This window comes from Streptomyces sp. NPDC004051 (assembly GCF_053604275.1).
In genome coordinates this window covers 101,354-127,228 of the sequence record NZ_JBSGHG010000003.1, presented here as the reverse complement: position 1 = coordinate 127,228, position 25,875 = coordinate 101,354, and the positions used below count along the sequence as shown (strand labels likewise).

General features: G+C 73.3%; 18 protein-coding genes. 10 read left to right on the top strand and 8 right to left on the bottom strand.

Annotated features, from left to right (window positions below; translation table 11 throughout):
- Positions 1-46: 46 nt before the first annotated feature.
- Positions 47-1,267: an NlpC/P60 family protein gene (locus ACWEQO_RS05850; RefSeq protein ID WP_452979380.1), complete on the bottom strand. Its 1,221-nt coding sequence runs from the start codon at positions 1,265-1,267 to the stop codon at positions 47-49.
- A 354-nt stretch (positions 1,268-1,621) separates the two neighbouring features.
- Here ACWEQO_RS05850 and pcrA point away from each other — a divergent pair, with 354 nt between their 5' ends.
- Entirely contained in the window at positions 1,622-4,105 is a 2,484-nt protein-coding gene (pcrA, locus tag ACWEQO_RS05845; RefSeq protein ID WP_452979377.1) for a DNA helicase PcrA, read from the top strand.
- Between the two features lie 92 nt (positions 4,106-4,197).
- On the opposite strand, the gene ACWEQO_RS05840 is transcribed toward pcrA, so the two are convergent.
- The gene (locus tag ACWEQO_RS05840; protein WP_452979374.1) at positions 4,198-5,862 is read right to left on the bottom strand and encodes a M23 family metallopeptidase; all 1,665 of its coding nucleotides are present in this window, start codon (positions 5,860-5,862) and stop codon (positions 4,198-4,200) included.
- A 200-nt stretch (positions 5,863-6,062) separates the two neighbouring features.
- A complete protein-coding gene (locus ACWEQO_RS05835) occupies positions 6,063-6,929 on the bottom strand; it encodes an esterase/lipase family protein (protein WP_361450083.1) in 867 nt (288 codons plus the stop codon).
- Between the two features lie 457 nt (positions 6,930-7,386).
- On the opposite strand from ACWEQO_RS05835, the gene ACWEQO_RS05830 reads away from it, so the two are divergent.
- Entirely contained in the window at positions 7,387-7,803 is a 417-nt protein-coding gene (locus ACWEQO_RS05830) for a cobalamin B12-binding domain-containing protein (RefSeq protein WP_202275927.1), read from the top strand.
- 85 nt (positions 7,804-7,888) lie between these two features.
- Here ACWEQO_RS05830 and ACWEQO_RS05825 read toward each other — a convergent pair whose 3' ends face one another.
- Both ACWEQO_RS05825 and ACWEQO_RS05820 read right to left on the bottom strand, forming a co-directional pair.
- The gene (locus ACWEQO_RS05825) at positions 7,889-9,625 is read right to left on the bottom strand and encodes a DUF5691 domain-containing protein (RefSeq protein WP_452979370.1); all 1,737 of its coding nucleotides are present in this window, start codon (positions 9,623-9,625) and stop codon (positions 7,889-7,891) included.
- Positions 9,626-9,692: 67 nt separating this feature from the next.
- On the bottom strand, positions 9,693-11,048 hold the full coding sequence (locus tag ACWEQO_RS05820; RefSeq protein WP_452979367.1) for an SWIM zinc finger family protein: 1,356 nt from the start codon (positions 11,046-11,048) through the stop codon (positions 9,693-9,695).
- 132 nt (positions 11,049-11,180) lie between these two features.
- Here ACWEQO_RS05820 and ACWEQO_RS05815 point away from each other — a divergent pair, with 132 nt between their 5' ends.
- From ACWEQO_RS05815 to sucD, 5 genes are all read left to right on the top strand, one after another.
- Positions 11,181-12,350: an ATP-binding protein gene (locus tag ACWEQO_RS05815; protein WP_452979364.1), complete on the top strand. Its 1,170-nt coding sequence runs from the start codon at positions 11,181-11,183 to the stop codon at positions 12,348-12,350.
- Positions 12,347-14,731, top strand: a complete 2,385-nt coding sequence (locus ACWEQO_RS05810; protein ID WP_452979361.1) for a DUF5682 family protein — start codon at positions 12,347-12,349, stop codon at positions 14,729-14,731. Before ACWEQO_RS05815 ends, ACWEQO_RS05810 begins: the two co-directional genes overlap by 4 nt.
- Before the next feature lie 62 nt (positions 14,732-14,793).
- The gene (locus tag ACWEQO_RS05805) at positions 14,794-15,957 is read left to right on the top strand and encodes a VWA domain-containing protein (protein WP_361450098.1); all 1,164 of its coding nucleotides are present in this window, start codon (positions 14,794-14,796) and stop codon (positions 15,955-15,957) included.
- Between the two features lie 481 nt (positions 15,958-16,438).
- Positions 16,439-17,617: an ADP-forming succinate--CoA ligase subunit beta gene (gene sucC / locus ACWEQO_RS05800; RefSeq protein ID WP_361450102.1), complete on the top strand. Its 1,179-nt coding sequence runs from the start codon at positions 16,439-16,441 to the stop codon at positions 17,615-17,617.
- A 21-nt stretch (positions 17,618-17,638) separates the two neighbouring features.
- Positions 17,639-18,523 (top strand): succinate--CoA ligase subunit alpha, encoded by an 885-nt coding sequence (gene sucD, locus ACWEQO_RS05795; RefSeq protein WP_202278738.1) that lies wholly within the window; start codon positions 17,639-17,641, stop codon positions 18,521-18,523.
- Between the two features lie 114 nt (positions 18,524-18,637).
- Here the strand turns inward: sucD and ACWEQO_RS05790 are convergent, their stop codons facing one another.
- The gene (locus ACWEQO_RS05790) at positions 18,638-19,822 is read right to left on the bottom strand and encodes a helix-turn-helix domain-containing protein (RefSeq protein ID WP_452979356.1); all 1,185 of its coding nucleotides are present in this window, start codon (positions 19,820-19,822) and stop codon (positions 18,638-18,640) included.
- Positions 19,823-19,918: 96 nt separating this feature from the next.
- Between ACWEQO_RS05790 and ACWEQO_RS05785 the strand changes: the two genes are divergently transcribed.
- Positions 19,919-21,565 (top strand): cell division protein PerM, encoded by a 1,647-nt coding sequence (locus tag ACWEQO_RS05785; protein WP_452979353.1) that lies wholly within the window; start codon positions 19,919-19,921, stop codon positions 21,563-21,565.
- 42 nt (positions 21,566-21,607) lie between these two features.
- Here the strand turns inward: ACWEQO_RS05785 and ACWEQO_RS05780 are convergent, their stop codons facing one another.
- On the bottom strand, positions 21,608-22,390 hold the full coding sequence (locus ACWEQO_RS05780; protein WP_452979351.1) for a hypothetical protein: 783 nt from the start codon (positions 22,388-22,390) through the stop codon (positions 21,608-21,610).
- A 393-nt stretch (positions 22,391-22,783) separates the two neighbouring features.
- Here ACWEQO_RS05780 and purN point away from each other — a divergent pair, with 393 nt between their 5' ends.
- Both purN and purH read left to right on the top strand, forming a co-directional pair.
- Positions 22,784-23,422, top strand: a complete 639-nt coding sequence (gene purN, locus ACWEQO_RS05775) for a phosphoribosylglycinamide formyltransferase (RefSeq protein ID WP_452979348.1) — start codon at positions 22,784-22,786, stop codon at positions 23,420-23,422.
- On the top strand, positions 23,419-24,981 hold the full coding sequence (gene purH / locus ACWEQO_RS05770; protein WP_361450117.1) for a bifunctional phosphoribosylaminoimidazolecarboxamide formyltransferase/IMP cyclohydrolase: 1,563 nt from the start codon (positions 23,419-23,421) through the stop codon (positions 24,979-24,981). Before purN ends, purH begins: the two co-directional genes overlap by 4 nt.
- Before the next feature lie 241 nt (positions 24,982-25,222).
- On the opposite strand, the gene ACWEQO_RS05765 is transcribed toward purH, so the two are convergent.
- Positions 25,223-25,801: a hypothetical protein gene (locus ACWEQO_RS05765; protein WP_452979346.1), complete on the bottom strand. Its 579-nt coding sequence runs from the start codon at positions 25,799-25,801 to the stop codon at positions 25,223-25,225.
- Positions 25,802-25,875 lie beyond the last annotated feature (74 nt).

Sequence of the window (25,875 nt, the reverse complement as noted above, 5' to 3'; positions counted from 1 at the left end):
GATGTTAGAAGAACCCGCCGCGCGCGAGGGCGCGGCAGGCCGGGGGTCAGGCCGGGCGGACCACGCTGTGGATCGACGACTCGCCGTCGTAGAAGACCGACTCCTCGCGGACGTAGGTGCCGGGCTTCGGCGCGTGGATCATCATGCCGTTGCCGACGTAGACGCCCACGTGTGTGATGTCGTCGTAGAAGAAGACGAGGTCGCCGGGTTGTGCCTGGGAGAGCGGGACCGTGGTGCCGGCGGCGACCTGGTCGTAGGTGGTGCGGGGGAGGGTGACGCCGGCGGCCTTCCAGGCGGCCTGGGTGAGGCCGGAGCAGTCGTAGGAGCCGGGGCCGGTGGCGCCCCAGACGTAGGGCTTGCCGATCTGCGCGCGGGCGAAGGCGAGGGCCTTCTCGGCCTTGGCGGCGTACGAGGAGTCCGTCGAGGTCGGGGTCGAGGGCGGAATCGAGGTCGAGGGCGGCGTCGACGGCGAGGGCGACGGGGCGGTCGTCGAGCCGGAAGAGCCGGAGGCGTCGGACGCGCCGCTCTCCCGCTGGGCCTCCTCCTCGGCCTTCTGCTGCTCCGCCTGCCGGCGGGCGAGCTCGGCGGCCTCGCGGGCGGCCTCCTCCTGCTTCTTCTCCTCGGCCGCCGCGAGCCGCGCCTTCTCCTCGGCGTCCAGCTTCGACAGCAGCTCGCGCGCGGTGCTGAGCTTCTTCTGGACGGCAGCCTTCGCGGTCTTCAGACCGTTCTGCGACTCGGTGAGCTCCTCGAGGCTCTCGGTGGCCTCCTGCCGCTTCTCCATCGTCTCGGACTGCTGGGTGACGTAGTCGTCGACCGCTTCCTTCTGGCGGCCGGTCATCCGGTCCATCAGCCGGCTCTGGTCGAAGAAGTCCTGCGGGGAGTCCGCGAGCAGGAAGGTCGCCGTGTCCGGGACGCCCGAGCCGGTCCGGTACTGGTCGGCGGCGAGGGAACCCAGTTCCTCCCGCGCCTCGTTGAGCCGCTGGGTGCGCTGGGCCACGTCGTCGAGGAGGGTGTCGACGCGCTTGCGCTGCTTGGTGGTCCTCTCCTTGGCCGCGTTGTACTTCTCGGTCGCCGACTCCGCCTGGCGGTACAGGTCGTCGACCTTCTTCTCGATCTCCTCCAGACTCGGCCGGCCGTCGTCCGAGGGGGCGGCGTCGGCGGTCTGGGACAGCAGGGCGACGGAGGTCAGGGCCGCCGTGGCGATGGCGGGGGTCCGTTTGCCGGCCACGCGCGTACCGGGGGTGCGCGACTTGCGGTGCGACGCCAAGGGAGGCGACTCCTTCCAACGTTCTGCCTGCGGGGCGGCGGCAGGGGGACTTCCAGGCCGTCATCGCTCCGGGGAGGGCCAGGGACCGGCTGCCGCGACGGCGGTGACGGACTCGGCGGAGGCCGCTCGGCCCGGCGGGGTTCGCCGGTGGGGACGCACGACCAGCCCGAACCGTAGCCAACTCATGTGGCTCGTGTGAAGGTTGATGGGTGATATGCCCGATACGTTTTCGTGACCTTCTTCGTCACGTCACGCAGGGTGAGGCCGTGATGCTGGAGGGTGGGGGTGCGGTGCGGGGCGATGTTTCCGGGGCGGCCACGGCTTGTCGGTGAGGCGGCCTAGACTCGGAGAGCGATGAGCAGCCTCTTTGACGACAGCTTCCTGGCGGACCTCCAGGCCCAGCGGGGCCCCGGGGACGAACCCCCGCCCCCGCCCGAGGACGATCATGCGCCGGAGGAGGTTCCGGACGATCTGTTCGGCGGGAAGTTCGACGTGCCGCCGGACCGGGACACCCACTACCGCGACGGCGCCCCGCGCCCGGTGCTGGACCCCGCCGCCCTCCTGGAGGGACTGAACGAGAACCAGCGCGCCGCCGTCACGCACTCCGGTTCCCCGCTGCTCATCGTGGCCGGCGCCGGCTCCGGCAAGACCCGGGTGCTCACGCACCGCATCGCGCACCTGCTCGCCGCGCGGGGCGTCCACCCGGGCCAGATCCTCGCGATCACCTTCACCAACAAGGCCGCCGGCGAGATGAAGGAGCGGGTCGAACAGCTCGTCGGCCCGCGCGCGCACGCGATGTGGGTCATGACGTTCCACAGCGCCTGTGTGCGCATCCTGCGCCGCGAGAGCAAGAAGCTCGGCTTCACGTCGTCGTTCTCCATCTACGACGCGGCCGACTCCAAGCGCCTGATGGCCCTGGTCTGCCGTGACCTGGACCTCGACCCGAAGCGCTTCCCGCCCAAGTCCTTCAGCGCCAAGATCAGCAATCTGAAGAACGAGCTGATCGACGAGGAGGACTTCGCCGCGCAGGCGGCCGACGGGTTCGAGAAGACGCTCGCCCAGGCCTACGCGCTCTACCAGTCGCGGCTGCGCGAGGCGAACGCGCTGGACTTCGACGACCTGATCATGACGACGGTCAATCTGCTGCGCGCCTTCCCGGACGTCGCCGAGCACTACCGCCGCCGTTTCCGGCACGTCCTGGTGGACGAGTACCAGGACACCAACCACGCCCAGTACGCGCTCGTGCGCGAGCTGGTCGGCGGCTCCGAGTACCCCGGCGGCACGCAGCCGGCCGCGCACGACCTGCCGCCCGCCGAACTGTGCGTGGTGGGCGACGCCGACCAGTCGATCTACGCCTTCCGCGGCGCGACGATCCGCAACATCCTCCAGTTCGAGGAGGACTACCCGAGCGCGACGACGATCCTGCTCGAGCAGAACTACCGCTCCACGCAGACGATCCTCAGCGCCGCCAACGCCGTCATCGAGCGCAACGAGTCCCGCCGCCCCAAGAACCTGTGGACCAACGCGGGCACCGGCGCGCAGATCACCGGATACGTCGCCGACACCGAGCACGACGAGGCCCAGTTCGTCTCCGACGAGATAGACCGCCTCACGGACGCGGGCGTGGCCAAGGCGGGGGACGTCGCCGTCTTCTACCGCACCAACGCCCAGTCCCGGGTCTTCGAAGAGATCTTCATCCGGGTCGGCCTGCCCTACAAGGTCGTCGGAGGCGTCCGCTTCTACGAGCGCAAGGAGGTCCGGGACGTCCTGGCCTACCTGCGGGTGCTCGCCAACCCCGAGGACTCGGTGCCGCTGCGCCGCATCCTCAACGTCCCCAAGCGGGGCATCGGCGACCGCGCGGAGGCCATGATCGACGCGCTCTCCCAGCGCGAGAAGATCAGCTTCCCGCAGGCGCTGAGGCGTGTCGACGAGGCGTACGGCATGGCCGCGCGCTCCACCAACGCGGTGAAGCGGTTCAACACGCTGATGGAGGACCTCCGTACGATCGTCGAGTCCGGCGCGGGCCCGGCGACGGTCCTGGAGGCGATTCTCGAACGCACCGGCTACCTCGCCGAGTTGCAGGCCTCCACCGACCCGCAGGACGAGACCCGGATCGAGAACCTCCAGGAACTCGCCGCCGTGGCGCTGGAGTTCGAGCAGGAGCGGGGTGAGGACGAGTCGGTCGCGCTGTCCGACTTCCTGGAGCAGGTCGCCCTGGTCGCCGACTCCGACCAGATCCCCGACGAGGACGAGGACGGTTCCGGCGTCATCACCCTGATGACCCTGCACACCGCCAAGGGCCTGGAGTTCCCCGTCGTCTTCCTGACCGGCATGGAGGACGGCGTCTTCCCGCACATGCGCGCCCTCGGGAACACCAAGGAGCTGGAGGAGGAGCGGCGCCTGGCGTACGTCGGCATCACGCGTGCGCGTGAGCGGCTGTACCTCACCCGGTCGACGCTGCGCAGCGCCTGGGGGCAGCCCTCGTACAACCCGCCCTCGCGTTTCCTGGAGGAGATCCCGGCCACCCATCTGGAGTGGAAGCGGACGGGGGCGAGTTCTCCGGTCTCCTCCGGACCGGTGTCCGGGGTGGCGGCCTCGCTGTCGTCGTCCCGCTCCCGCTCGGCGGCGGCGGGCGCCTCCGGCTTCGCCACGCGCCGGGCCGCCGAGAAGTCGGCGGTGTCGCTGGCGGTCGGGGACCGGGTCACGCACGACCAGTTCGGGCTCGGCACCGTCGTCGGGGTGAAGGGGACGGGCGGCAACGCCGAGGCGACGATCGACTTCGGGGACGCCAAGCCGAAGCGACTGCTGCTGCGGTACGCGCCGGTCGAGAAGCTGTAGCCGGGAGCCGGGAGCCGGGAGCGCCCGGTTCCCGGGGCGATGGCCGTCCGGCATCCGGTACCCGGAGCCGGGCGGCAGGGGCGGAGGGCGGTCTACGTCGGGTCGAGGCCGTGGCTGCGGAACCAGGCCAGTGGGTCGATCGCCGAGCCGCCGCCCGGGCGGACCTCGAAGTGGAGATGCGGGCCGGTGGAGTTGCCCGAGTTCCCGGAGAAGGCGATCGGCTGGCCGGCCTTCACGGCCGTACCGGAGGGGACCTGGTAGCTGGAGAGGTGGCAGTACCACGTCTCCGTGCCGTCCATCGCGGTCACGATCATCATGTTGCCGTAGGCGCTGTTGTACTGGGTGCGGACCGTGCCGTCGGTCGCGGCCATCACCGGTGCGCCGTACGAGACGGGGAAGTCGATTCCGCTGTGCACGGACATCCAGTTGATGCCGGACTGGCCGTAGTAGGCGCTGAGGCCGTGCTGCGCGACGGGGAGCGCGAACTTCGGGCGCAGCCGCTCCTTGCGGGCCGCCTCCTCTGCCGCCGCCTTGCGGTCGGCCTCCTGCTGGGCCTTCAGGTCGATGCGCTCCTGGGTGCGACTGGCCCGGTCGGCGAAGTCGTTGGCCCCGGCGGAGAGGCTCTCGAGCTGGGTGTTGAGTTCGTTGTTGACGGTGGCGGGCTGCACCGGCGGCGGGTCCGCCGCGGTCGTCCTGGTCTCCGGGCCGCCGCTGTCCTCGGCCAGGTCACCGACCGAGGCCGCCGCGATGCCGGCGACACCCATCACACACGCCGAGGGCACGGCCACCGTCAGCAGCGCGGAGCGCTTGGCGGGCGTGCGGCGGCGGGAACGGGAGCCGCTGCGGGAGGCCGTGCGCGGCGCGGGCAGCGGGGCGGGCTCCTCCTGCTCGTCGAGCAGCGGGGCCGCCGTGGACGGGTCACCGGTGTCGTCCGGCGTGTCGTGTCCGGCGGCGGAGGACCGCAGGTCCGGGTGCAGCTCGAACGTGGAGGTGGGCTGCTGGTCGAACGGTAGGGGCTGCTCCTCGTGGGAGGAGGGCTCGTAGGACTCGGAGACCTGCGTGGCCGTGACCTGCGTGGCCGTGGCCTGTGGGGCCGAGTCGCCGTCGGAGTTCCACTGCGTGGCGTCGTAGGCGCCGGTGTCGAAGGTCTGGGTGCCCCAGTACCACTGCTGGGTCGGATCGGGGGTGCTCTGGGCCTGGTCGGGTTGGAGCCAGGCGCCGGCGTCCCACTGGCCGCTCGCGTCGGGTGCCGTGGCCTGCGGCGGGACCGTGGGCAGTTGCTGCCCGGTGGTCCAGGCGGTCGCGTCGTGACCGCCCGTGTCGTAGGCGGTCTGTTGCTGGGCCGGGTACGCGTCGTGGTAGGCGGCGTCGTGGCCGCCCGCGGACCAGTCCCCGGTGGCGTACGAAGCAGGGTCGTGACCGCTGCCCGAGAGATCGCCGAAGAGGGGGTCGGCGGTGAAGGCCGAGGCGGCCGGGGTGCCGGTTCCGAAGCCCGTGGGGTCGTAAACGCTGGTGTCGTAGCCGCTGTACGCGGTGAAGTCACCGTACGGGGCTTCCTGGGCGCCGTAGGACGCGTAGTGCGCCGAGACGGCGTCGGAAGCCGGGGGCGGGGCCATTGTCCCCGACGGGTGACGGTCGTTCACCAACTTCTCTTTCGCCTCGACAACAGGGGCTGGCAGAGCAGTGCGGCGACTGTACCCGGCGGTATGCGGGCGCGACAATCTTCCGCAGGTTTCGCGCGCGCAGGAAACGGGCATTCGGTTGCGTTTTGGCGGCGGATATTCACGGTCTTGGCTTTGTGTTCGAAATCCGTTCGAGATCTGTGTGTGTTCGCGTCGCCAAGTCGGCCGGAGGGGGCAGCTGTTGTTCGGGTGGAAAGTGCCGCCGCCGCGGCTGCCGAGGGGTGTGCGTTTCGGGCGTGTCGCCCGCTTTTCGTCACGCCACCGTCACACCGCCGTCAGGCCACCGTCAGGCCGCCCGCGTGGCCGGTGGTCGGCTCTCCGGGGTGTGCCGCGTCCAGGACCTCCCGTATGCCGGTCGCCACGGCGGGGTGCACGGGCAGGGCGAGGTGGCCGACGCCGCCCACCCGCACGTTCTGCGCGATCAGGTCCTGATGCTCGATGCAGGCCGATTCCAGCGGGTCCATGATGTGGTCGAGGTCGCTCCAGAAGGCGACGAAGCGGGTGCGGCAGCCGGGCGCGGGGCGGGCGAGCTCCTCGACCACCGGTGAGCCGGGGCGCATCTGGCGCACGATGGGGTGCGCGTTGGCCAGTGGCGCGACGCGCGTGCCGGAATGCGGGGTGCCGAGTGTGACGAGGGTCCGCACGCGGGCGTCGCCGCCCAGGCGCTGCGCGTAGTACCGCGCGATCAGCCCTCCGAGGCTGTGCCCGACGATGTCGACGCGGCTGCTGCCGGTGCGCTCGCACACTTCCTCTATGTGCCGGCCCAGCAGTTCGGCCGCGACGCGGATGTCGCAGGTCAGCGGAGAGTAGTTGAGCGACTCGACCTGCTGCCTGCCGTGCTGGGCGAGACTGCGGCGCAGCAGCAGGAACACCGAGCGGTTGTCGATGAAGCCGTGCAGCAGCACGACCGGGGGGCGGCACTCCGTCGGCAGCTTCGCGGTGCCGTCCGGCGGGGGGAGCTCGGGCGTCGTGTCCCGCCGCTCCTGCACGATGCCGGCGGGATAGAGGAGCATGTGGCCCACCAGGATGGCGAGCTCCAGGGCGGTGGCCTTCAGCAGGGCGGTGGAGAGACCTGCCAGCCGGCTCGGCACCAGGCGCCGGCACAGCGGCAGGAAGGGGAGTACTGCCTCCGTGACCTTCATGGCCGACCTCCTGTCGGCACGCGAAGGACAGCTCTGTCCCCCATGTGCCCTCGTGGGGCTCACCACGAAAAGCGGTCGACACCGCGCCCGTCAGGAGCTTTGGCCGGTCGCGGCGGTGGGGACGACCTCGTGACGAATCCCCTGTACGCATGTTCCCACTGTTGTCCGTGTGTCGCACGGGCAGCGGTGCCCGGCTCGTGAGGCGCCGGAACGGTGCGCGGTGAACATGTTCCTCTGTGTGATTTCCCCCTCGGTCCGCACCGTGAAACTGCCGCTTGCGGGATGCTGGGGATAACGTCCGTTCACTCACTTCTCCGGTCCGGTGCGGGCCGGACGTCTGTACCTTGGCGGCGTATTCGGTGGGCGGCGGAGGCGTGCGGCACGTGACGGGTGCGGCATGGCTTGTATGTGCGGTATTTCTCGGTACGGATGGATGTAGTCGCTTCAGGAGGCAGTAATGGGTGTGGCAGCCGGTCCGATCCGCGTGGTGGTGGCCAAGCCGGGGCTCGACGGCCACGATCGTGGGGCCAAGGTGATCGCGCGGGCCCTGCGCGACGCCGGTATGGAGGTCATCTACACCGGGCTCCACCAGACTCCCGAGCAGGTCGTCGACACCGCGATCCAGGAGGACGCCGACGCGATCGGCCTGTCCATCCTCTCCGGTGCGCACAACACGCTCTTCGCGGCGGTGATCGAGCTGCTGAAGGAGCGGGACGCGGCGGACATCCTGGTCTTCGGCGGGGGGATCATCCCCGAAGCGGACATCGCTCCGCTGAAGGAGAAGGGCGTCGCGGAGATCTTCACCCCGGGGGCGACGACGGCGTCGATCGTGGACTGGGTGCGCGCGACCGTGCGGCAGCCCGCGGAGGCGTAGACCCGGCCCGGGACCCTGCTCCGATGCGGACCGCGGCCGCGCCGGCCACGGTCGGCGCGGCCGTCCCCGCGCCCCGTCCCCGCGGTCACCCGCGGGGACGGGGCGCGGGGGTCGTGGCGGGGGAGTCGGGAGCGGCCGGGGGCGCCGGGGTCAGCTCCGCCAGCATCGCGGCGCGCAGCCGCAGTGTGGTGACCAGCCGCTGGAACGCCTCCGACCAGTAGTCGCCGGAGCCCGGCGAGGCGTCCTCCGGCTCCTCCGGTGCGGCCAGGAGCGCATCGAGGTGGCCTGCCTCCGAAGGGTCGAGGCAGCGCTCGGCCAGCCCCATGACACCGCTGAAACTCCAGGGATAACTCCCCGCGTCCCGGGCGATGTCGAGCGCGTCCACCACGGCCCGGCCGAGTGGTGGCGCCCACGGCACCGCGCACACGCCGAGCAGCTGGAACGCGTCCGGCAGTCCGTGTGTCCCGATGAACCCCGCCACCCACTCGGCTCGTTCGGCCGCGTCCAAGGTGCCGAGCAGCCTGGCCCGTTCGGACAGGGACACCGCTCCCGGGCCGCCCGCCTCCACCGCGGCGGGCTCGCCGAGCAGCGCCCGCGACCACTCCGCGTTCCGTTGGCGCACCGCAGCGCGGCACCACGCCGCGTGCAGTTCGCTCCGCCAGTCGTCCGCCACGGGGAGGGCCACGATCTGCCGGGGGGAACGTCCGCCGAGCCGCCGCGACCAGGTGTTCAGGGGGGCCGCCTCCACCAGTTGGCCCAGCCACCACGACCGTTCGCCCCGGCCCGCGGGAGCCTTGGCCGTCACCCCGTCGCGCTCCATGTCCGCGTCGCACTCGTGCGGCGCCTCGACGGTGAGGGTGGGCGTCTCCCGGGTGTGGTCCACGGCCACGCACACCGCGGCCCGGACCGCCATACGCTCCGCGAGGGCCGAACCGGGCAGCGCCGACAGCAGCTCGGCGGCCGTCGCCCGTACGTTGCGGCTGCGGTCGGCGAGCGCCAGCTCCAGGAACGGCTCGTCGTCCGGGGAGAGGCGGGTGCGCAGCGAGTCGAGGAACATCAGCCGGTCCTCGGCCCGCTCCGTCGCCCAGGTCGTCGCGAGGAGTTCTCGTGCGGCGGCGGGCCGACGGGAGCGGAGGGTGGCGAGCAGGGCGACCCGTTCCGCGAAGAGGCCCTCCTGCCAGAGCCGCAGGGACGGCTCCGTGTTCCAGGGGTCCCCGGGATCCCCGGGCTCCTCGGCCCCCGGCAGTGCCATGTCCCTTCCCCGCGCCGAGCGCAGGGCGAACCGCCAGTCCGGGTTGAGGCGGGCCAGCCACAGAGCGCGCGGCCCCGCGAAACGCAGGGCCGCCGCCCGCAGGTCCGTCCGTCCCCGCGCGGCGTCGAGCAGCGCGGGCAGCACCGGGGCGGGCGCCGCGAAGCCGTGGGCGTTCGCCGCCGCCAACCACTGGGGCAGCAGCTCCATCAGGTCCGGCGCCGTGCCCCGGCGGCCGCCGCCGGAGGGGCCGGGGCGGTCGGCGAGCAGCATCGTGAGCCTGCGGGCGGCGGCGGGCGGCAGCGCGGGGCGCGGGTCCCGGGGCGCCGGTCGCGGACGCTCCGCCGCCCTGGCGGGACGCAGTCCGGCGCGACGCCGCACGGTCGCCACGGCCGCCGCGTCCAGCAGGGCCTTCGGGGCGTCCGCGCCGGGAGCGGCGCCGGCCGGGGTGCGCCGGTCCGTCCCCAGCAGCGCCGCGGTGACGAGGTCCTCCCAGGCGCCCGGGAGGGACGGGTCCGCAGGGTGTGGCGCCGACGCGGCCGAGGGTACGGCCGGTACGGAGGTCCTGCTCATGGGCTTCCTTTCCGTCGGACGGCCGGGAGCGGCAGAAGGCGGGCGGGACCGATGATGTGCGGGCGGCTCAGCACAGCGGCACCACCTCGCCGGGCCCCTCCGGCCAGGCCGCCAGCGGGGTGAACCCCTGGTGGCCGCACTCGCCGAAGACCGTGACCGGCGCACCGCCCGAGAGGGCGACGAGACGCCACAGGCCGGGGCGGGAGCACGCGGCCGCGGTGAGCGGCAGGGCGGCGTCCTCGTCGGCGTCCGCGAGCTGCCAGGAGTCGCCGTCCGGCGCAGGTGTCACCCGGCCCAGGGTCACCGGAACGGAGTCCAGCCAGGGGTCGTCGCGCAGCGCCTCGCCGTACCGGGCGGCGGCCCGGGCCGTCGTCGTCCCGGGGGGACGCCCGGCCGTGGGGGCGGGCGCCGCGAACCGCTCGCCGAGCGCCACCCGCACCTGACCGGCGCCCGGGTAGGCGGACAGTTCCGCGTCCAGGGCCAGCCCCACCGGCAGCGCGAGCTCCGGAGCGCGCCCCGCGGCCCCGTAGGAGAGGAGCAGCGCGGTGCGCCGCGAGTCCGTGCCGTACAGCCAGATCCGGCGGGTCGTCAGGCGCGCGTCCGCCGAGTCGTACTGGGCGAGGACCAGCCAGCGGTCCCGCACCGGCGGACCGTCCGCCGAGGCCGGCAGGCCGACGCGGGAGCGGACGGTCGCGGCCAGCCCCCTCGGCAGCCGATCACGGCGCAGCCAGCCCTGACCGAGGAGGTGGAGCAGCGCGCACTCCTCCAGCAGCCGCACCGGCCACTCCGGACCCGTGCCCGGAAGCGCCCCCAGCTCACGGACCCTGGTGGCCAGCCCCTGCGCCTGCGCGTCGACCATGCGGGCCGCCGTCTCCTCCCACAGGCCGTACCCGGGCCGCTCCGCCGTGGCCAGTCCGCCGCGGAGCAGATCCGTCAGCCGCTGCTCCAGCTCCGACGCACCCGCGGTGACCCGCTCGGCCCGGCGCTCCGCCCGGCGCCGGGCCGCCTCCGGATCGGCGGGCCCGGACGGGGAGCCCGACGGGACCGCGGCCCGGCTCCGTCCCGCGGGCCCGCGCCTGGCCGTGAGCCACTGCCCGGCCCACTCCGGCGCCTTTGCCCGCGGCACCGCCCCCTCGTCACCCGCCCAGAGCAACAGCAGGCCCAGGGCGTGCTTGCACGGGAACTTACGACTCGGGCAACTGCACCGGTACGCGGGCCCGGAGGCGTCCGCGACGTCGACCACCGTCCGGTACCGCTTGCCGCCGCCGCCCTCGCACAGCCCCCACACCGCCCCCTCGCCCGAACCGCCGGCCTCGGACCACGGACCGGCCGCGCCGAGCTTGCTTCCCGCTGTGCGCGACGCGGGGTCAGGAGCCAGGGCCAGCACCTGCTCCACGGTCCAGCGCACCCCCTGCTGAGTCATGTCGTCGAAGGTAGATCCCCCCACTGACAATCCACCTCGCATCCGCGTTCTCCCAGGTCACAGTGATTGTCAGTGGGGTGGTGCACGGTGGGTGCCAGATCCGAACCGGCCGAGCTGGAGGGGGACTCCGCCATGTCCGTGTCTGTCGAACCGACGCCCGGCGAACCGACGTCTGTAGCCCCGGCATCCGTCGATCCGAGCCGGAACGGCCCCGTGCCCGCGGCCGAGGTGCTGCGGGCGCACGCCGAGGACGCCTTCGCCGCCGAACTCACCGCGCTGGCCGCGCAGGACGACCGTCCGCGGCCGGCCCGCTGGAAGCTGTCCCCGTGGGCCGTCGCCACCTACCTGCTCGGCGGCACACTGCCGGACGGCACCGTGATCACACCGAAGTACGTCGGCCCGCGCCGCATCGTCGAGGTCGCCGTCACCACCCTGGCCACCGACCGCGCCCTGCTGCTGCTCGGCGTGCCCGGCACCGCGAAGACCTGGGTGTCCGAGCACCTGGCCGCGGCGGTCAGCGGCGACTCCACCCTGCTGGTCCAGGGCACCGCCGGCACACCCGAGGAGGCCATCCGCTACGGCTGGAACTACGCCCGGCTGCTCGCTCACGGCCCCAGCCGCGACGCCCTCGTGCCCAGCCCCGTCATGCGCGCGATGACGGAGGGGCGGACGGCCCGGATCGAGGAACTGACCCGGATCCCGGCCGATGTGCAGGACACACTGATCACGATCCTGTCGGAGAAGACGCTGCCGATACCGGAACTGGGCCAGGAGGTGCAGGCGGTCCGCGGCTTCAACCTGATCGCCACCGCCAACGACCGGGACCGGGGGGTCAACGACCTGTCCAGCGCCCTGCGCCGCCGGTTCAACACCGTGGTGCTGCCGCTGCCCGAGACGCCCGAGGCGGAGGTCGACATCGTCTCGCGCCGGGTGGACCAGATCGGCCGCTCCCTCGACCTGCCGCCCGCACCCGACGGCATCGACGAGATCCGCCGTGTCGTCACCGTCTTCCGCGAGCTGCGCGACGGGGTCACCACCGACGGCCGGACGAAGCTGAAGTCGCCCAGCGGCACCCTGTCGACCGCCGAGGCGATCTCCGTGGTCACGGGCGGGCTGGCGCTGGCGGCCCACTTCGGGGACGGCGTGCTGCGGGCCGGGGACGTCGCGGCGGGCATGCTCGGCGCGGTCGTCCGCGACCCGGTGGCGGACCGCGTCGTCTGGCAGGAGTACCTGGAGACCGTCGTCCGTGAACGCGACGGCTGGAAGGACTTCTACCGGGCCTGCAGGGAGGCGGGCGCGTGAGCGAGGCGGAGCTGCCCGGCGGCCGCCGGGCAGCGGGGCCGCTGCTGCTCGGAGTGCGGCACCACGGGCCGGGGTCGGCGCGGGCGGTCCGGGCGGCCCTGGAGCAGGCCCGTCCGGGGGCCGTTCTGATCGAGGGCCCGCCGGAGGCGAACGATCTGATTCCGCTCGCCGCGGACGACGGCATGCGTCCGCCGGTCGCCCTGCTCGCCCATGCGGTGGACGAGCCCGGCCGCTCGGCGTTCTGGCCGCTCGCCGCGTTCTCCCCGGAGTGGGTCGCGATCCACTGGGCGCTGGAGCACGGCGTCCCGGCCCGCTTCATCGACCTGCCGGCCGCTCACACCCTGGCCCGGGGAAGGGACGAGGCGAGCGACGGAGCGCAGCCGGACGACGGAGCGCAGGCGGACAACGGGCAGCAGGGCGGTGTGCGGATCGATCCGCTCCGGGTGCTGGCCGAGGCCGCCGGGTACGACGACGCCGAGCGGTGGTGGGAGGACGTCGTCGAGCACCGCGGAGCGGGGGAGGAAGGCGACGCGCTCGCCCCGTTCGCCGCGCTGGAGGAGGCCATGACGGCGCTGCGGGAGGTGTACGGCAGCGGGGGAGACGACCGGGACCTCGTGCGCGAGGCGTACATGCGGCTCCAGGTCCGGGCGGCGCAGCGGGAGTCCGGGAGCGGCGTGGCCGTCGTCTGCGGGGCCTGGCACGTGCCCGCGTTGCGGCGGAAGACCGCCGTCACCGCCGACCGGGCCCTGCTCAGGGGTCTGCCGAAGGTCAGGACGGACATGACGTGGGTGCCGTGGACGAACCGCAGGCTGTCCCGGTTCAGCGGCTACGGCGCGGGCATCGACTCGCCCGGCTGGTACGGGCATCTGTTCGGCGCGGAGGACCGGCCGGTCGAGCGGTGGATGACGAAGGTGGCGGGGCTGCTGCGCGCCGAGGACCGGATCGTCTCCTCCGCCCATGTCATCGAGGCGGTACGGCTGGCGGAGACGCTCGCCGCGATGCGCGGCCGGCCCCTGCCCGGACTGGGTGAGACGACCGACGCGGTGCGGGCGGTGATGTGCGAGGGCTCCGACGTGCCGCTGGCACTGGTGCACGACCGGCTGATCGTCGGTGACGTGCTCGGCGAGGTGCCGGCGACGGCCCCCGCGGTGCCCCTGCAGCGGGACCTCACCCGGACCCAGCGCCGGCTGCGGCTGAAACCCGAGGCCGCGGAGCGGGAACTGGAACTCGACCTGCGCAGGGAGACCGACGGGCAGCGCAGCAGGCTGCTGCACCGGCTGCGGTTGCTCGGCGTCGGCTGGGGGGAGCCGGCGGCCTCGTACGGAAGCACGGGCACGTTCCGGGAGGCCTGGCGGCTGTGCTGGGAGCCGGAGCTGTCCGTACGGGTCGCCGAGGCCGGGACATGGGGGACGACCGTACTCGCCGCCGCGACCGCCAAAGCGGAGGCGCACGCCGTCGCGGCGCGGGACCTGGCCGCCGTCACCGGGCTCGCCGAGCACTGCCTCCTGGCCGAACTGCCCGACGCACTGCCCACGGTGATGCGGATACTCACCGACCGCGCGGCCCTCGACACGGACGTCGGCCGTCTCGCCCGGGCCCTGCCCGCCCTGGTCCGCTCGCTGCGCTACGGCGATGTGCGCGGCACCGGCACCGCGGCCCTGGCCGAGGTCGCCGCCGGACTGGCGGAGCGGGTCCTGATCGGTCTGCCCCCGGCCTGCGCCGGACTGGACGCGGACGCCGCCGACGAGATGCGGCGCCATCTCGACGCCGTGCACGGGGCGGTGGGGCTCCTCGGCGACGTCCCCGCGCCGGGCCACGGGGGCCTGCGCGCCCGCTGGGCGTCGGCACTGCGGACGCTGGCGACACGGGACACCGTGCCCGGTGTCGTACGGGGGCGGGCGGCCCGCCTGCTGCTGGACGACGGGGAGTCGGCGCGGGACGAGGCGGCCCGGCAGATGGGGCTGGCGCTGTCGTCACCGGGTACGTCCCCGGCGGACGCGGCGGCGTGGATCGAGGGGTTCGTCGGCGGCTCGGGGGACGGACTGCTCCTCGTCCACGACGAGCGGCTCCTCGGACTGGTCGACGCGTGGCTGACGGGAGTGCCGGCGGAGGCGTTCACGGACGTGCTCCCGCTGCTGCGGCGCACCTTCTCGGCGTACGAGCCCGGGGTGCGGCGCACGCTCGGCGAGCTGGTCCGGCGCGGGCCGGGGGCACGGGGCGGCGCGGCGGGCGCCGGGAGCGGGGCGCCCGGCTTCGCGGCCGGCCTCGACGCCGACCGGGCGGACGCGGTCCTGCCCGTGGTGCGGCTGCTGCTGGGGCTGGGACCGGGAGAGGCGGACGGCGGGGGCACGGGCGCCGACCTGGTGGGAGCGGCGCGATGACGGCCACCCGGCCACCGGACGGAGGAGCACCGGACGGAGGAACAGGGGACGGAGGGGGACGTATGACGGCAGCGGTGACGGACCCGGCGCGGGAACGGCTGCGCCGGTGGCGGCTGGTGCTCGGCGGGGATGCGGCCGACGGCACCGGATGCGCGCTGTCCGGCCAGGACGCCGCCATGGACGGAGCGCTCACCGCGCTCTACGGCAAGGGGGACAAGCCGCGGACGGGGCGGGAGCGTTCGGCGGGGCTGGGGGCGTCCGCGCCGTCGGTGGCGCGCTGGCTCGGGGACATCCGGACCTACTTCCCCTCCTCCGTCGTCCAGGTCATGCAGCGCGACGCCATCGACCGGCTGGGGCTCGCCACCCTCCTGCTGGAACCGGAGATGCTGGAGGCGGTCGAGGCCGACGTCCATCTCGTGGGCACGCTGATGTCACTCGGCAAGGCGATGCCCGACACGACGAAGGAGACGGCGCGGGCCGTCGTCCGCAAGGTCGTCGACGAACTGGAGAAGCGGCTCGCCACCCGCACCCGGGCCACCCTCACCGGCGCCCTCGATCGGAGCGCCCGCGTCAGCAGGCCCCGCCACCACGACATCGACTGGAACCGCACGATCGCGGCCAACCTCAAGCACTACCTCCCCGAGCACCGGACGGTCGTGCCCGAGCGGCTCATCGGCCACGGGCGTGCCGCGCGGTCCGTGAAGAAGGAGGTCGTCCTCTGCGTCGACCAGTCCGGGTCGATGGCGGCGTCCGTCGTCCACGCCTCGGTGTTCGGGGCGGTGCTCGCGTCCATGCGGTCCCTCAGCACGCGGCTCGTCGTGTTCGACACGGCGGTGGTCGACCTCACGGACCGGCTCGACGACCCCGTCGACGTGATCTTCGGTACCCGGCTCGGCGGGGGCACGGACATCAACCGGGCGCTGGCGTACTGCCAGTCGCGGATCACCCGGCCCGCGGAGACGGTGGTCGTACTGATCAGCGACCTCTACGAGGGGGGCATCCGCGACGAGATGCTCAAGCGGGTCGCGGCGATGCAGGCGTCGGGGGTGCGGTTCGTGACGCTGCTGGCGCTGTCCGACGAGGGGGCGCCCGCCTACGACCGGGAGCACGCGGCGGCCCTCGCCGCGCTGGGCGCGCCGGCGTTCGCCTGCACGCCGGACCTGTTCCCGGAGGTGATGGCCGCGGCGATCGAGAAGCGGCCGCTGCCGATACCGGACCCGGGGTGAGGAACCCGGAGGAACGGACCGCGAAGCAGGTTGCGCACCCGCGCAGGCCCTCCCCCGGCCGCCCGGGCGCGAGCCCGCCTCGTACACCCTGTACGCCCCGTATGCCCTGTTCACCCCCATGCGCCTCGTACGCCCCATGTGCCTCGCGCATGGGGCACCTGACCCGCGAGTAACAAGGGCTTCGCGGGCCTGTCCGACCTCGGACGGCCGAACGTCACCGGGCCGGTCCCCGCCCGGTGGGGTCTTGTGCGGGTGGCACGGTGTGTCACGGTTTCCGGCATCATGTGACAGGTCTCACCGCTCAGATGTGACCTGCGATTTAGATACATCTTGCAACCGGGGATAACCTGCGAGACGGACATGCCGCGCGCTCGGACACCGTGTGCGCTCCCCTTGTGACACTGCGGACGTAGTCACGTTGCCCTTCGCGGCACGCCCACGCATCCAACGAATCGCGAATCACTGATAGGGACGGAAGCGCGTGGACCTGTTCGAGTACCAGGCGAGGGACCTCTTCGCCAAGCACGATGTACCGGTGCTGGCCGGTGAAGTCATCGACACGCCTGAGGCGGCGCGCGAGATCACCGAGCGTCTGGGCGGCAAGTCCGTCGTCAAGGCCCAGGTGAAGGTCGGTGGACGCGGCAAGGCCGGCGGCGTGAAGCTGGCGGCCACACCGGACGAGGCCGTCGCCCGGGCGACGGACATTCTCGGGATGGACATCAAGGGCCACACGGTCCACAAGGTGATGATCGCCGAGACCGCTCCGGAGATCGTCGAGGAGTACTACGTCTCCTTCCTCCTCGACCGTGCCAACCGCACGTTCCTCTCCATCGCCTCCGTCGAGGGCGGCATGGACATCGAGGAGGTGGCGGCCACCCGCCCGGAGGCCGTCGCCAAGACGCCGGTGGACGCCAACGAGGGCGTGACCCCCGAGAAGGCGCGCGAGATCGTCGAGGCCGCGAACTTCCCGGCCGAGGTGGCCGACAAGGTCGCCGACATCCTCGTCACCCTGTGGAAGACCTTCATCGCCGAGGACGCGCTCCTCGTCGAGGTCAACCCGCTGGCCAAGGTCGCCTCCGGTGACGTCCTCGCCCTCGACGGCAAGGTCACCCTGGACGACAACGCCGAGTTCCGGCACCCCGACCACGAGGCGCTCCACGACAAGGCCGCGGCCAACCCGCTCGAGGCCGCCGCCAAGGAGAAGAACCTCAACTACGTCAAGCTCGACGGCGAGGTCGGCATCATCGGCAACGGCGCCGGGCTCGTGATGAGCACCCTGGACGTCGTCGCCTACGCCGGTGAGGCGCACGGCGGCGTCAAGCCCGCCAACTTCCTCGACATCGGCGGTGGCGCCTCCGCCGCCGTCATGGCGAACGGCCTGGAGATCATCCTCGGCGACCCGGACGTCAAGTCCGTGTTCGTCAACGTCTTCGGAGGCATCACCGCCTGCGACGAGGTCGCCAACGGCATCGTGCAGGCGCTGCAGCTGCTCGCGGACCGGGGCGAGGAAGTCACCAAGCCGCTGGTCGTGCGTCTGGACGGCAACAACGCCGAACTGGGTCGCAAGATCCTCTCCGACGCCAACCACCCGCTGGTGCAGCGCGTGGACACCATGGACGGCGCGGCCGACAAGGCCGCCGAGCTCGCGGCCGCGAAGTAAGGGACGAGGGACAGAACAGCCATGGCTATCTTCCTCAACAAGGACTCCAAGGTCATCGTCCAGGGCATGACCGGTGCCACGGGCATGAAGCACACCAAGCTCATGCTGGCCGACGGCACGAACATCGTCGGCGGTGTGAACCCGCGCAAGGCCGGCACCTCCGTCGACATCGACGGCAACGACATCCCGGTCTTCGGCACGGTCGCCGAGGCGATGGAGAAGACGGGCGCGAACGTGTCCGTCCTCTTCGTACCCCCGGCCTTCGCGAAGTCCGCCGTCGTCGAGGCGATCGACGCCGAGATCCCGCTCGCGGTCGTCATCACCGAGGGCATCGCCGTCCACGACTCGGCCGCGTTCTACGCGTACGCCGTGGAGAAGGGCGACAAGACCCGGATCATCGGCCCCAACTGCCCGGGTCTGATCAGCCCCGGTCAGTCGAACGCCGGCATCATCCCGGGCGACATCACCAAGCCGGGCCGGATCGGCCTGGTCTCGAAGTCCGGCACGCTGACGTACCAGATGATGTACGAGCTGCGGGACATCGGCTTCTCCTCGGCCGTCGGCATCGGTGGCGACCCGGTCATCGGCACGACGCACATCGACGCGCTGGCCGCGTTCGAGGCCGACCCCGACACCGACCTGATCGTGATGATCGGTGAGATCGGCGGCGACGCCGAGGAGCGGGCCGCGGCCTACATCGCGGAGAACGTGAAGAAGCCGGTCGTCGGCTACGTCGCGGGCTTCACCGCGCCCGAGGGCAAGACCATGGGCCACGCCGGCGCCATCGTCTCCGGTTCGTCCGGCACCGCCCAGGCGAAGAAGGAGGCCCTCGAGGCCGCGGGCGTCAAGGTGGGCAAGACGCCGACCGAGACGGCCAAGCTGGCGCGCGAGCTCCTCGCGGGCTGAGCGACCGCAGCACACGAGTGGGCCCGTTCCCTCAGGGGGACGGGCCCACCGTCGTCTCAGGCTCAGGCCCAGGCCCAGGCTCAGGGGCAGGCCCAGGCTCCGGCTCGGGCCCCCTCACCGCGGCTGCGGTGCCAGCCGTTGCGGGCCGTGCTGCAGCTCCTTCCGGAGCTTGCTCCGCAGCTCTCGCTTCCGCTCCGAGAGGGGGCCGGGGGCCATCTGCGGCGGTACCCCCTGGACGGTCTCCCCGGGCGGTGGCGGCGGGTCGTAGCGGGTGGGCGCCGTGGCCAGGGTGAACGCGGTGACGCCGATCAGCGCGACCGTGAAGGCGACGACGGCCCGGGTCCAGAACCGGGCCCTGCGCTCGCTGCCGTCCCGCACCTCCGGCGGCTCGGCGGACCGCAGGTGCTCGCAGGAGGCCAGCTCGGTCAGCCGTTCGTGCAGCACCCGCGGATCCGACAACTCCGGCAGCCGGTCCGCGACGATCTCGTGCGCGTGCAGCAGCCGGCTCACCGCCGCCCGCGTGCTGGCCTCCGTCTCCGCCGCGACCTCCGGCAGGTCGAGGCCGACACCGTCGTGGAGCACGAGTGTGCGGCGGTACGGCGGTGGCAGGAGCAGCAGGACGTCCAGCAGTTCCCGCTCGGCCGGCTCCGAGGGCGGCGGTTCCGGTCGCCGGTGGCGGGGCCGCAACCGGTGCCACGGGGACAGCGCCCACTCGTGTGCCGCCGCACGCACCCAACCGGCCGGGTCGCGGTCGCGGGCCACTTCGGGCCAGCGGTCCCAGGCCAGCTGGAAGGCCCGCTCGACCGATTCGCGGGCCAGTCCCCGGCGGCCGGACAGCAGATACGCCTGCCGTACGAGCGCCGGGGCGCAGAAGGCGTACAGGGCGTCGAAGGCCTGAGCGGGTGTCAGGGCGGAGGGATCGCCGCCCACCCGGCCGGACGGGGCGGGGGCCGGCTCGGGACGCTCGGAGCGGCCGAGGTGATCAAGGGAATCAAGGAGATCGGGGAGATCGGGGAGATCAGGGTGTTCGAAGGGCCGCCCGGGCCGTTCGGACCGCCTGGGTCGCCCGGACCGCCCGGGTCGCCCCGCGGGCGCGGGTGCCGGTGTGGCCGCCAGCAGTTTCGCGTACGCCTCCCGCTTCCGGCCGCGCGGTGTGCCGCGACCGGACTCCCACGCGCGCACCGTCTCGCGGCTGACGCCGATCCGCTTCGCGAGCTGAGCCTGCGTCAGCGAGCGGGATTCACGCAGGCGTCGCCGTTCCTCGGGCGAGGGGAGGGGGGTGGCGGGGCTCCGTGTCACAGGACGCCCCTTCGCGCAAAAAGGCACATAAAGTTATATTGAGCGACACAACGGCGCTTCGCCCGTTACGCCGGGAAAGCGCGTGTCGTTGGGAGCATGGCGGGCGTGATCCAGACGACTGCCCGCCGCTCGAGGCCCGCCCTGCTGCTCGCCCGGATGCGTGACCACCGGCCCGGACTGACCTCCGGTCTCCTCGGCGGCGCTCTCGCCGCGGGACTCGGACTCGCCGCGTTCGCCATGCTCGTGATCCTGCTGTGGATCAGTTCGCCCTACCCCGACAGCGGACCTGACGGCGCGTTGCACATCGCGGCGGCGCTGTGGCTGCTGGCGCACGGCACCGAGCTGATCCGCGCCGACACGCTCTCCGGTGTGCCGGCGCCCGTGGGCGTTCCGCCGCTGCTGCTGCTCACGGTCCCGGTGTGGCTGCTGCACCGGGCGGCCCGCGACGCCACGGACGGGGAGGCGTCGGACGGGGACGCGTCGGACGACGCTCCGCTCGTCGACGGCCCGACGGCATGGGCGGGCGTCGTCCTCGGCTACCTGGCCGTCGGTGTGCCCGCCGCGCTCTATGCCGCGGGCGGTGCGCTGCGGCCCGCGTGGGCGTCGGTGGTCGTGTGCATTCCGCTGGTCGCCGTGCTGGCCGCGGGGGCGGGGGTGTGGCGGGCGTACGGCTGCCCCAGGGGGCCGCTGGAACAGGCTGTGGGAGCACTGCTGCCGAGGAGGGCACGCCATCTGCTCCTCGGCCCGGACGGCCGCCTCGGGGTCGCGGCACGCGCGGCGGCGGCCGGGGCCGCGGTGCTCGTCGGCGGCGGGGCACTGCTGCTGACGGTGTCGCTGGTGTGGCACGGCGGGGAGGCCCAGGCGGCCTTTCTGCGGCTGACGGAGGGATGGTCGGGGCGGGCCGCGGTGCTGCTGCTCGGCGTCGTGCTGCTGCCGAACGCGGCGGTGTGGGCGGCGGCCTACGCGCTGGGCCCCGGGTTCCTCCTCGGGGTCGGCAGCGCCGTGACCCCGCTCGCCTCCGCCCCGGCCCCGCTGCTGCCCGCCTTCCCGCTGCTGGCGGCGGTGCCGGACGCGGGACCGGGAACGCCGGTGAACTGGGCGGCCGGAGCGGTGCCGTTGGCGGCCGGTGTGGTGACGGGGTGGCTGGTCGGGAAGGGCGCCACGGAGGCCGCCGGGTGCCCGGCGCCGGACACGGCCTGGTCGCGGAGCCTGACGGTCGGCGCCGCCGGGACGGCGGCGGTGTTGTGTGCGGCCCTGCTGGCGCTGTCCGCCGCGCTGGCGGGCGGGCCGATGGGGGGCGCGGCGCTCTCCCGGTTCGGGCCGGTGTGGTGGCAGACGGGAGGCGCGACGCTGGCGTGGCTCGGCCCGCTGGCCATGGCGACGGCCCTGGTGGTACGGGCACGGCGGTGCCGCCCGCCGCAGGACGAACCGGCGGCACGGACACCGGTGAAGGCGCCGGCGGAGGCACGGGCGCAGGCGTGGTTGCGGGTGCGGGTGCCGAGGATGCCGAGGATCGGGAGGCCGCGCAGGCGGCCGGCGAAGGACGGGCCGCGCACCACGGGCGCGCGGCGGCCCCCGGCCGCCTCCAGCCCCTACGACCTCCTGCCCGCGGACCCCGCCCCGGCCGGACCCGCTGCTCTCCCGCCCCCCGCCGTTCTCCCGACCCCCCGCACTCCCACGGTTCCCCCCGCGCCCCGCGCTCCCGGTCCCCCGGACACACCAGAGCCGCCCCCTGCGCTGTGAGGGGGCGGCTCTGGTGTGCGGGAGCGGCTGTCGGCAGGTCTCTCAGTCGGCCGTCCCGAGGAAGTTCCGGAGCCCGTCCGGCAGGAGGGTCTCGCAGGACTGCCTGGCCTGCTGGGTGAGGGCGTCCTGCGTGCAGGTGTAGTAGTCCCGGTACACCAGCTGTGCCGTGAAACTGGCGGCGACCAGGACGAGCGCCAGGGAGGCCGTGACCAGCCCGCTCACCGCGGCCGTGGTCTGCGGACGGCCGGTCTGCGCCGGCGCCGGGGAGTCGGGGTCGGAGGCCGCGCGGGGCTTGGCGCGCAGGGCGCTGATCGCCCAGTACAGGGCGAGCGCGCCCAGCAGCAGTGCGACGTAGGGCCAGCTGAACAGGGCGAAGAAGAAGGCCCACATGCCGGACAGCAGGGAGTAACGCGCCCGGCGCTGGACCGGGTCCGTCGGGTCCCAGCGCAGGCCGGGGCCCTGGGGGCCGCCCTTCCCGCCGTTGCCGCCGTTCTGCCCCTCCGGGCCGCGCGGGCGCTCGCCGAAGCCGCCCGAGGAACGGCCGGGCTGCCGGTCGCTCCACCGCCCGCCCCACGGGGAGCGGCCGCCGTCCCCGCCCTCGTCGCCGGACGGGTGCCGGGGCTGCCAGGGCTGGTCGGGGGTCCCCTCCGGGGGCGGCGCGAACGGGTTGTTCTCCTCGGAGCCGCGGCGCCGCTCGCCGCCGCCCCCGTCCCGGGGCGTCTCGGGAGGTGAGGAGTGGCGCTCCCGCAGCAGCACGGCGCCACGCTCCCCTCCCTGCGCCGACGGCTGGGGGAACGTGAGGAATCGCAGGCTGCGGTCCGGCATCAAGTGAGCGTCTTCCCCTTTTGGACGAAGTGCGACTTCGACGAAGTGCGACTGATCGAGTACGACTGGCTACGGACGACTTCCACGGCCGAGCCGGAATGTTCCGCCCGCCCCCGGCCCCGGGCCCCTCCTGAGAACGCTCGGCGCACAGGAGGCGTTCCCGGGCGACCCGAGCGTTCCCGGGCGTCCGGGAACGTTCCCGGACCGGCTCTTCCCAGACGCTACCTTCCAGCCACGCCCCCGTCCCGTGGGGGCCGTCCCGTGTGCCGGTATCGTTGCTGACGGTCGGCCGCTTCGTAGGCTTCCCCGTATCCGAGGGGGCGAAGCATTCGTACGAATATACAAAGCGCTGTGTCCCCGACCGCACGAGCGCTCCCGAGAAAGGGCCCCACCGTGGCTGCCGAGCCCGTGGCCGAGCGCCCCAGGCGCCTCGTCGTGCTGGTCTCCGGATCCGGCACCAACCTGCAGGCGCTCCTCGACGAGATCGCCGCCACCGGCGCCGGTGCGTACGGAGCCGAGATCGTGGCCGTCGGCGCCGACCGTGAGGGCGTCGAGGGGCTCGCCCGCGCCGAGCGCGCCGGGCTGCCGACCTTCGTGTGCCGGGTCAAGGACTTCGCCGACCGCCAGGAGTGGGACGCGGCGCTCGCCGAGGCGGTCGCCGCCCACGAGCCCGACCTCGTGGTGTCCGCCGGGTTCATGAAGATCGTGGGCAAGGAGTTCCTCGCGCGCTTCGGCGGGCGGTTCGTCAACACCCACCCCGCCCTGCTGCCCAGTTTTCCCGGAGCCCAAGGGGTACGGGACGCGCTCGCGTACGGCGCCAGGGTCACCGGCTGCACCGTCCACTTCGTCGACGACGGTGTCGACACCGGGCCGATCATCGCGCAGGGCGTGGTGGAGGTCCGGGACGAGGACGACGAGAGCGCGCTGCACGAGCGCATCAAGGAAGTCGAGCGAAGGCTGCTCGTCGAGGTCGTGGGGCGGCTCGCCCGCAACGGCTATCGCATCGAGGGACGAAAGGTAGTTATCCAGTGACCGCCGAGAGCAACAAGCGGGCCATCCGACGGGCGCTCGTCAGCGTCTACGACAAGACCGGGCTCGAGGAGCTCGCCCGTGGCCTGCACGAGGCGGGCGTCGAACTCGTCTCCACCGGGTCCACTGCCGGCCGCATCTCCGCCGCGGGCGTCCCCGTCACCAAGGTCGAGGAGCTGACCGGCTTCCCCGAGTGCCTGGACGGCCGGGTCAAGACCCTGCACCCGAAGGTGCACGCCGGCATCCTCGCCGACCTGCGCCTCGACAGCCACCGGCAGCAGCTCGGCGAGCTGGGCGTGGAGCCGTTCGACCTGGTCGTGGTCAACCTCTACCCGTTCCGTGAGACCGTCGCCTCCGGTGCGACGCCCGACGAGTGCGTGGAGCAGATCGACATCGGCGGCCCCTCCATGGTCCGCGCCGCCGCCAAGAACCACCCGTCCGTCGCCGTGGTCACCGACCCCGCCCGCTACGCCGACGTCCTGTCCGCGGTCCGCGACGGCGGCTTCGACCTCACCACCCGCAAGCGGCTGGCCGCGGAGGCCTTCCGGCACACCGCCGCGTACGACGTGGCGGTGGCCTCCTGGTTCGCCTCCGACTACGCCCCCGTCGACGAGTCGCCGTTCCCCGACTTCCTCGGCGCCACCTGGGAGCGCAAGAACACCCTGCGCTACGGCGAGAACCCGCACCAGCCCGCCGCTCTGTACGTCTCCGGCACGGGCGGCCTCGCCGAGGCCGAGCAGCTGCACGGCAAGGAGATGTCCTACAACAACTACACCGACACCGACGCCGCGCTGCGTGCCGCGTACGACCACGCCGAGCCGGCCGTCGCGATCATCAAGCACGCCAACCCGTGCGGCATCGCGACCGGCGCGGACGTCGCCGAGGCGCACCGCAAGGCGCACGCCTGCGACCCGCTGTCCGCGTTCGGCGGCGTGATCGCGGTCAACCGGCCGGTGTCCAAGGAGATGGCCGAGCAGGTCGCGGAGATCTTCACCGAGGTCATCGTCGCGCCGGACTACGAGGACGGCGCCCTCGAAGCCCTCGCCAAGAAGAAGAACATCCGCGTGCTGCGCGCCCCCGAGGCCCCGGCCGCCCCCGTCGAGGTGAAGCCGATCGACGGCGGCGCCCTGCTCCAGGTCGCCGACCGCCTCCAGGCCGAGGGCGACGACCCGGCCACCTGGACGCTGGCCGGCGGCGAGGCCCTCTCCGAGGCGGAGCTGGCCGAGCTGGCCTTCGCGTGGCGGGCCTGCCGGGCCGTGAAGTCCAACGCGATCCTGCTCGCCAAGGACGGCGCCTCGGTCGGCGTCGGCATGGGCCAGGTCAACCGCGTCGACTCCGCGAAGCTGGCGGTGGAGCGGGCCGGCGCCGAGCGCGCCCGGGGCTCCTATGCCGCCTCGGACGCCTTCTTCCCCTTCCCGGACGGCCTGGAGGTCCTCACCGAGGCGGGCGTCAGGGCCGTGGTCCAGCCGGGCGGTTCGGTCCGTGACGAGCAGGTCGTCGAAGCGGCGAAGAAGGCCGGCGTGACGATGTACTTCACGGGCACGCGCCACTTCTTCCACTGACGGATCGGATCGTCCGCCCGGCCGCTCACACGGGCGACCGGGCGGACGAACCCCCTGCTCGTCCTCCCACCTCGTAGCCGGCCGGCCCCGGGGACACCACGGGCGCGCCGGCCCGGGCCGGAGACGGCCCCTGCCGCTTCCGCCGTTTCCGGATCCGCTCGCCCCGGACGCGCCGAGGGCCGTGTCCCACCCGTCAGGGGAGACACGGCCCTCGGCGGCGGTGTGCTCGGGGCGGTCGCCCTCAGTAGCGCGGGCGGTTGAACCAGGCGCTGCCCGCGGCGTTGCCGACGAACACGGCGATCAGGACCGCCAGCACCGTGTGGATCAGGCCCACCACGATGAAGGGGTAGATGCCGAGGATGGCGGTGATGATGCCGAAGATCAGCGCGGTGATGCGGACACCGTTGCCGCCCTTGCCGAACTTGACGGCCAGCACGAGCGCGAACACGCCCCACGCCAGCGCGAACAGGGTCAGACCCCAGAGCAGGCCGGACGAGTAGTCGGCGAGCTGCTCGAACGCGGGCTCCTCACTCAGCGCCGGATCGTTCTTCGCGGCCTCCACGCCCACGGCACTGATCGCGAACAGCGCCACGCCGATGAGCTGCAGGCCCACGATGACCCACAGCAGCACACGGGCCGTGCTCACCGTTCCCGGCATGGACGTCGGCACCGGGGCGCCGGGGTAGGCGCCCACCGGCGGCGCCGCCGGATAGCCGTACCCCTGCTGGGACTGCTGGGGATAGCCGTACCCGGGGGCGCCAGGGGGCTGCTGGCCCTGCGGCGGCTGGCCGTAGGGGTTGTTCGGGTCGCCGAAACTCATGGCGCTTCTTCCTCCGTTGTCGCTGCGGGTGCGGGGACGACGCGGGGCGCAGGTCGGAGGAAGTTCTGCAGACG

What these genes read in the sequence shown, in the direction of transcription:
- ACWEQO_RS05785 (WP_452979353.1), top strand. Translation starts at nt 19,919, where the DNA reads ATGGCGGGCGTGATCCAGACGACTGCCCGCCGCTCGAGGCCCGCCCTG.
- ACWEQO_RS05815 (WP_452979364.1), top strand. Translation starts at nt 11,181, where the DNA reads ATGTCCGTGTCTGTCGAACCGACGCCCGGCGAACCGACGTCTGTAGCC.
- pcrA (WP_452979377.1), top strand. Translation starts at nt 1,622, where the DNA reads ATGAGCAGCCTCTTTGACGACAGCTTCCTGGCGGACCTCCAGGCCCAG.
- ACWEQO_RS05835 (WP_361450083.1), bottom strand. Translation starts at nt 6,929, where the DNA reads ATGAAGGTCACGGAGGCAGTACTCCCCTTCCTGCCGCTGTGCCGGCGC.
- ACWEQO_RS05840 (WP_452979374.1), bottom strand. Translation starts at nt 5,862, where the DNA reads ATGCCCGTTTCCTGCGCGCGCGAAACCTGCGGAAGATTGTCGCGCCCG.
- ACWEQO_RS05805 (WP_361450098.1), top strand. Translation starts at nt 14,794, where the DNA reads ATGACGGCAGCGGTGACGGACCCGGCGCGGGAACGGCTGCGCCGGTGG.
- ACWEQO_RS05780 (WP_452979351.1), bottom strand. Translation starts at nt 22,390, where the DNA reads ATGCCGGACCGCAGCCTGCGATTCCTCACGTTCCCCCAGCCGTCGGCG.
- ACWEQO_RS05765 (WP_452979346.1), bottom strand. Translation starts at nt 25,801, where the DNA reads ATGAGTTTCGGCGACCCGAACAACCCCTACGGCCAGCCGCCGCAGGGC.
- ACWEQO_RS05830 (WP_202275927.1), top strand. Translation starts at nt 7,387, where the DNA reads ATGGGTGTGGCAGCCGGTCCGATCCGCGTGGTGGTGGCCAAGCCGGGG.
- ACWEQO_RS05825 (WP_452979370.1), bottom strand. Translation starts at nt 9,625, where the DNA reads ATGAGCAGGACCTCCGTACCGGCCGTACCCTCGGCCGCGTCGGCGCCA.
- ACWEQO_RS05820 (WP_452979367.1), bottom strand. Translation starts at nt 11,048, where the DNA reads ATGACTCAGCAGGGGGTGCGCTGGACCGTGGAGCAGGTGCTGGCCCTG.
- sucD (WP_202278738.1), top strand. Translation starts at nt 17,639, where the DNA reads ATGGCTATCTTCCTCAACAAGGACTCCAAGGTCATCGTCCAGGGCATG.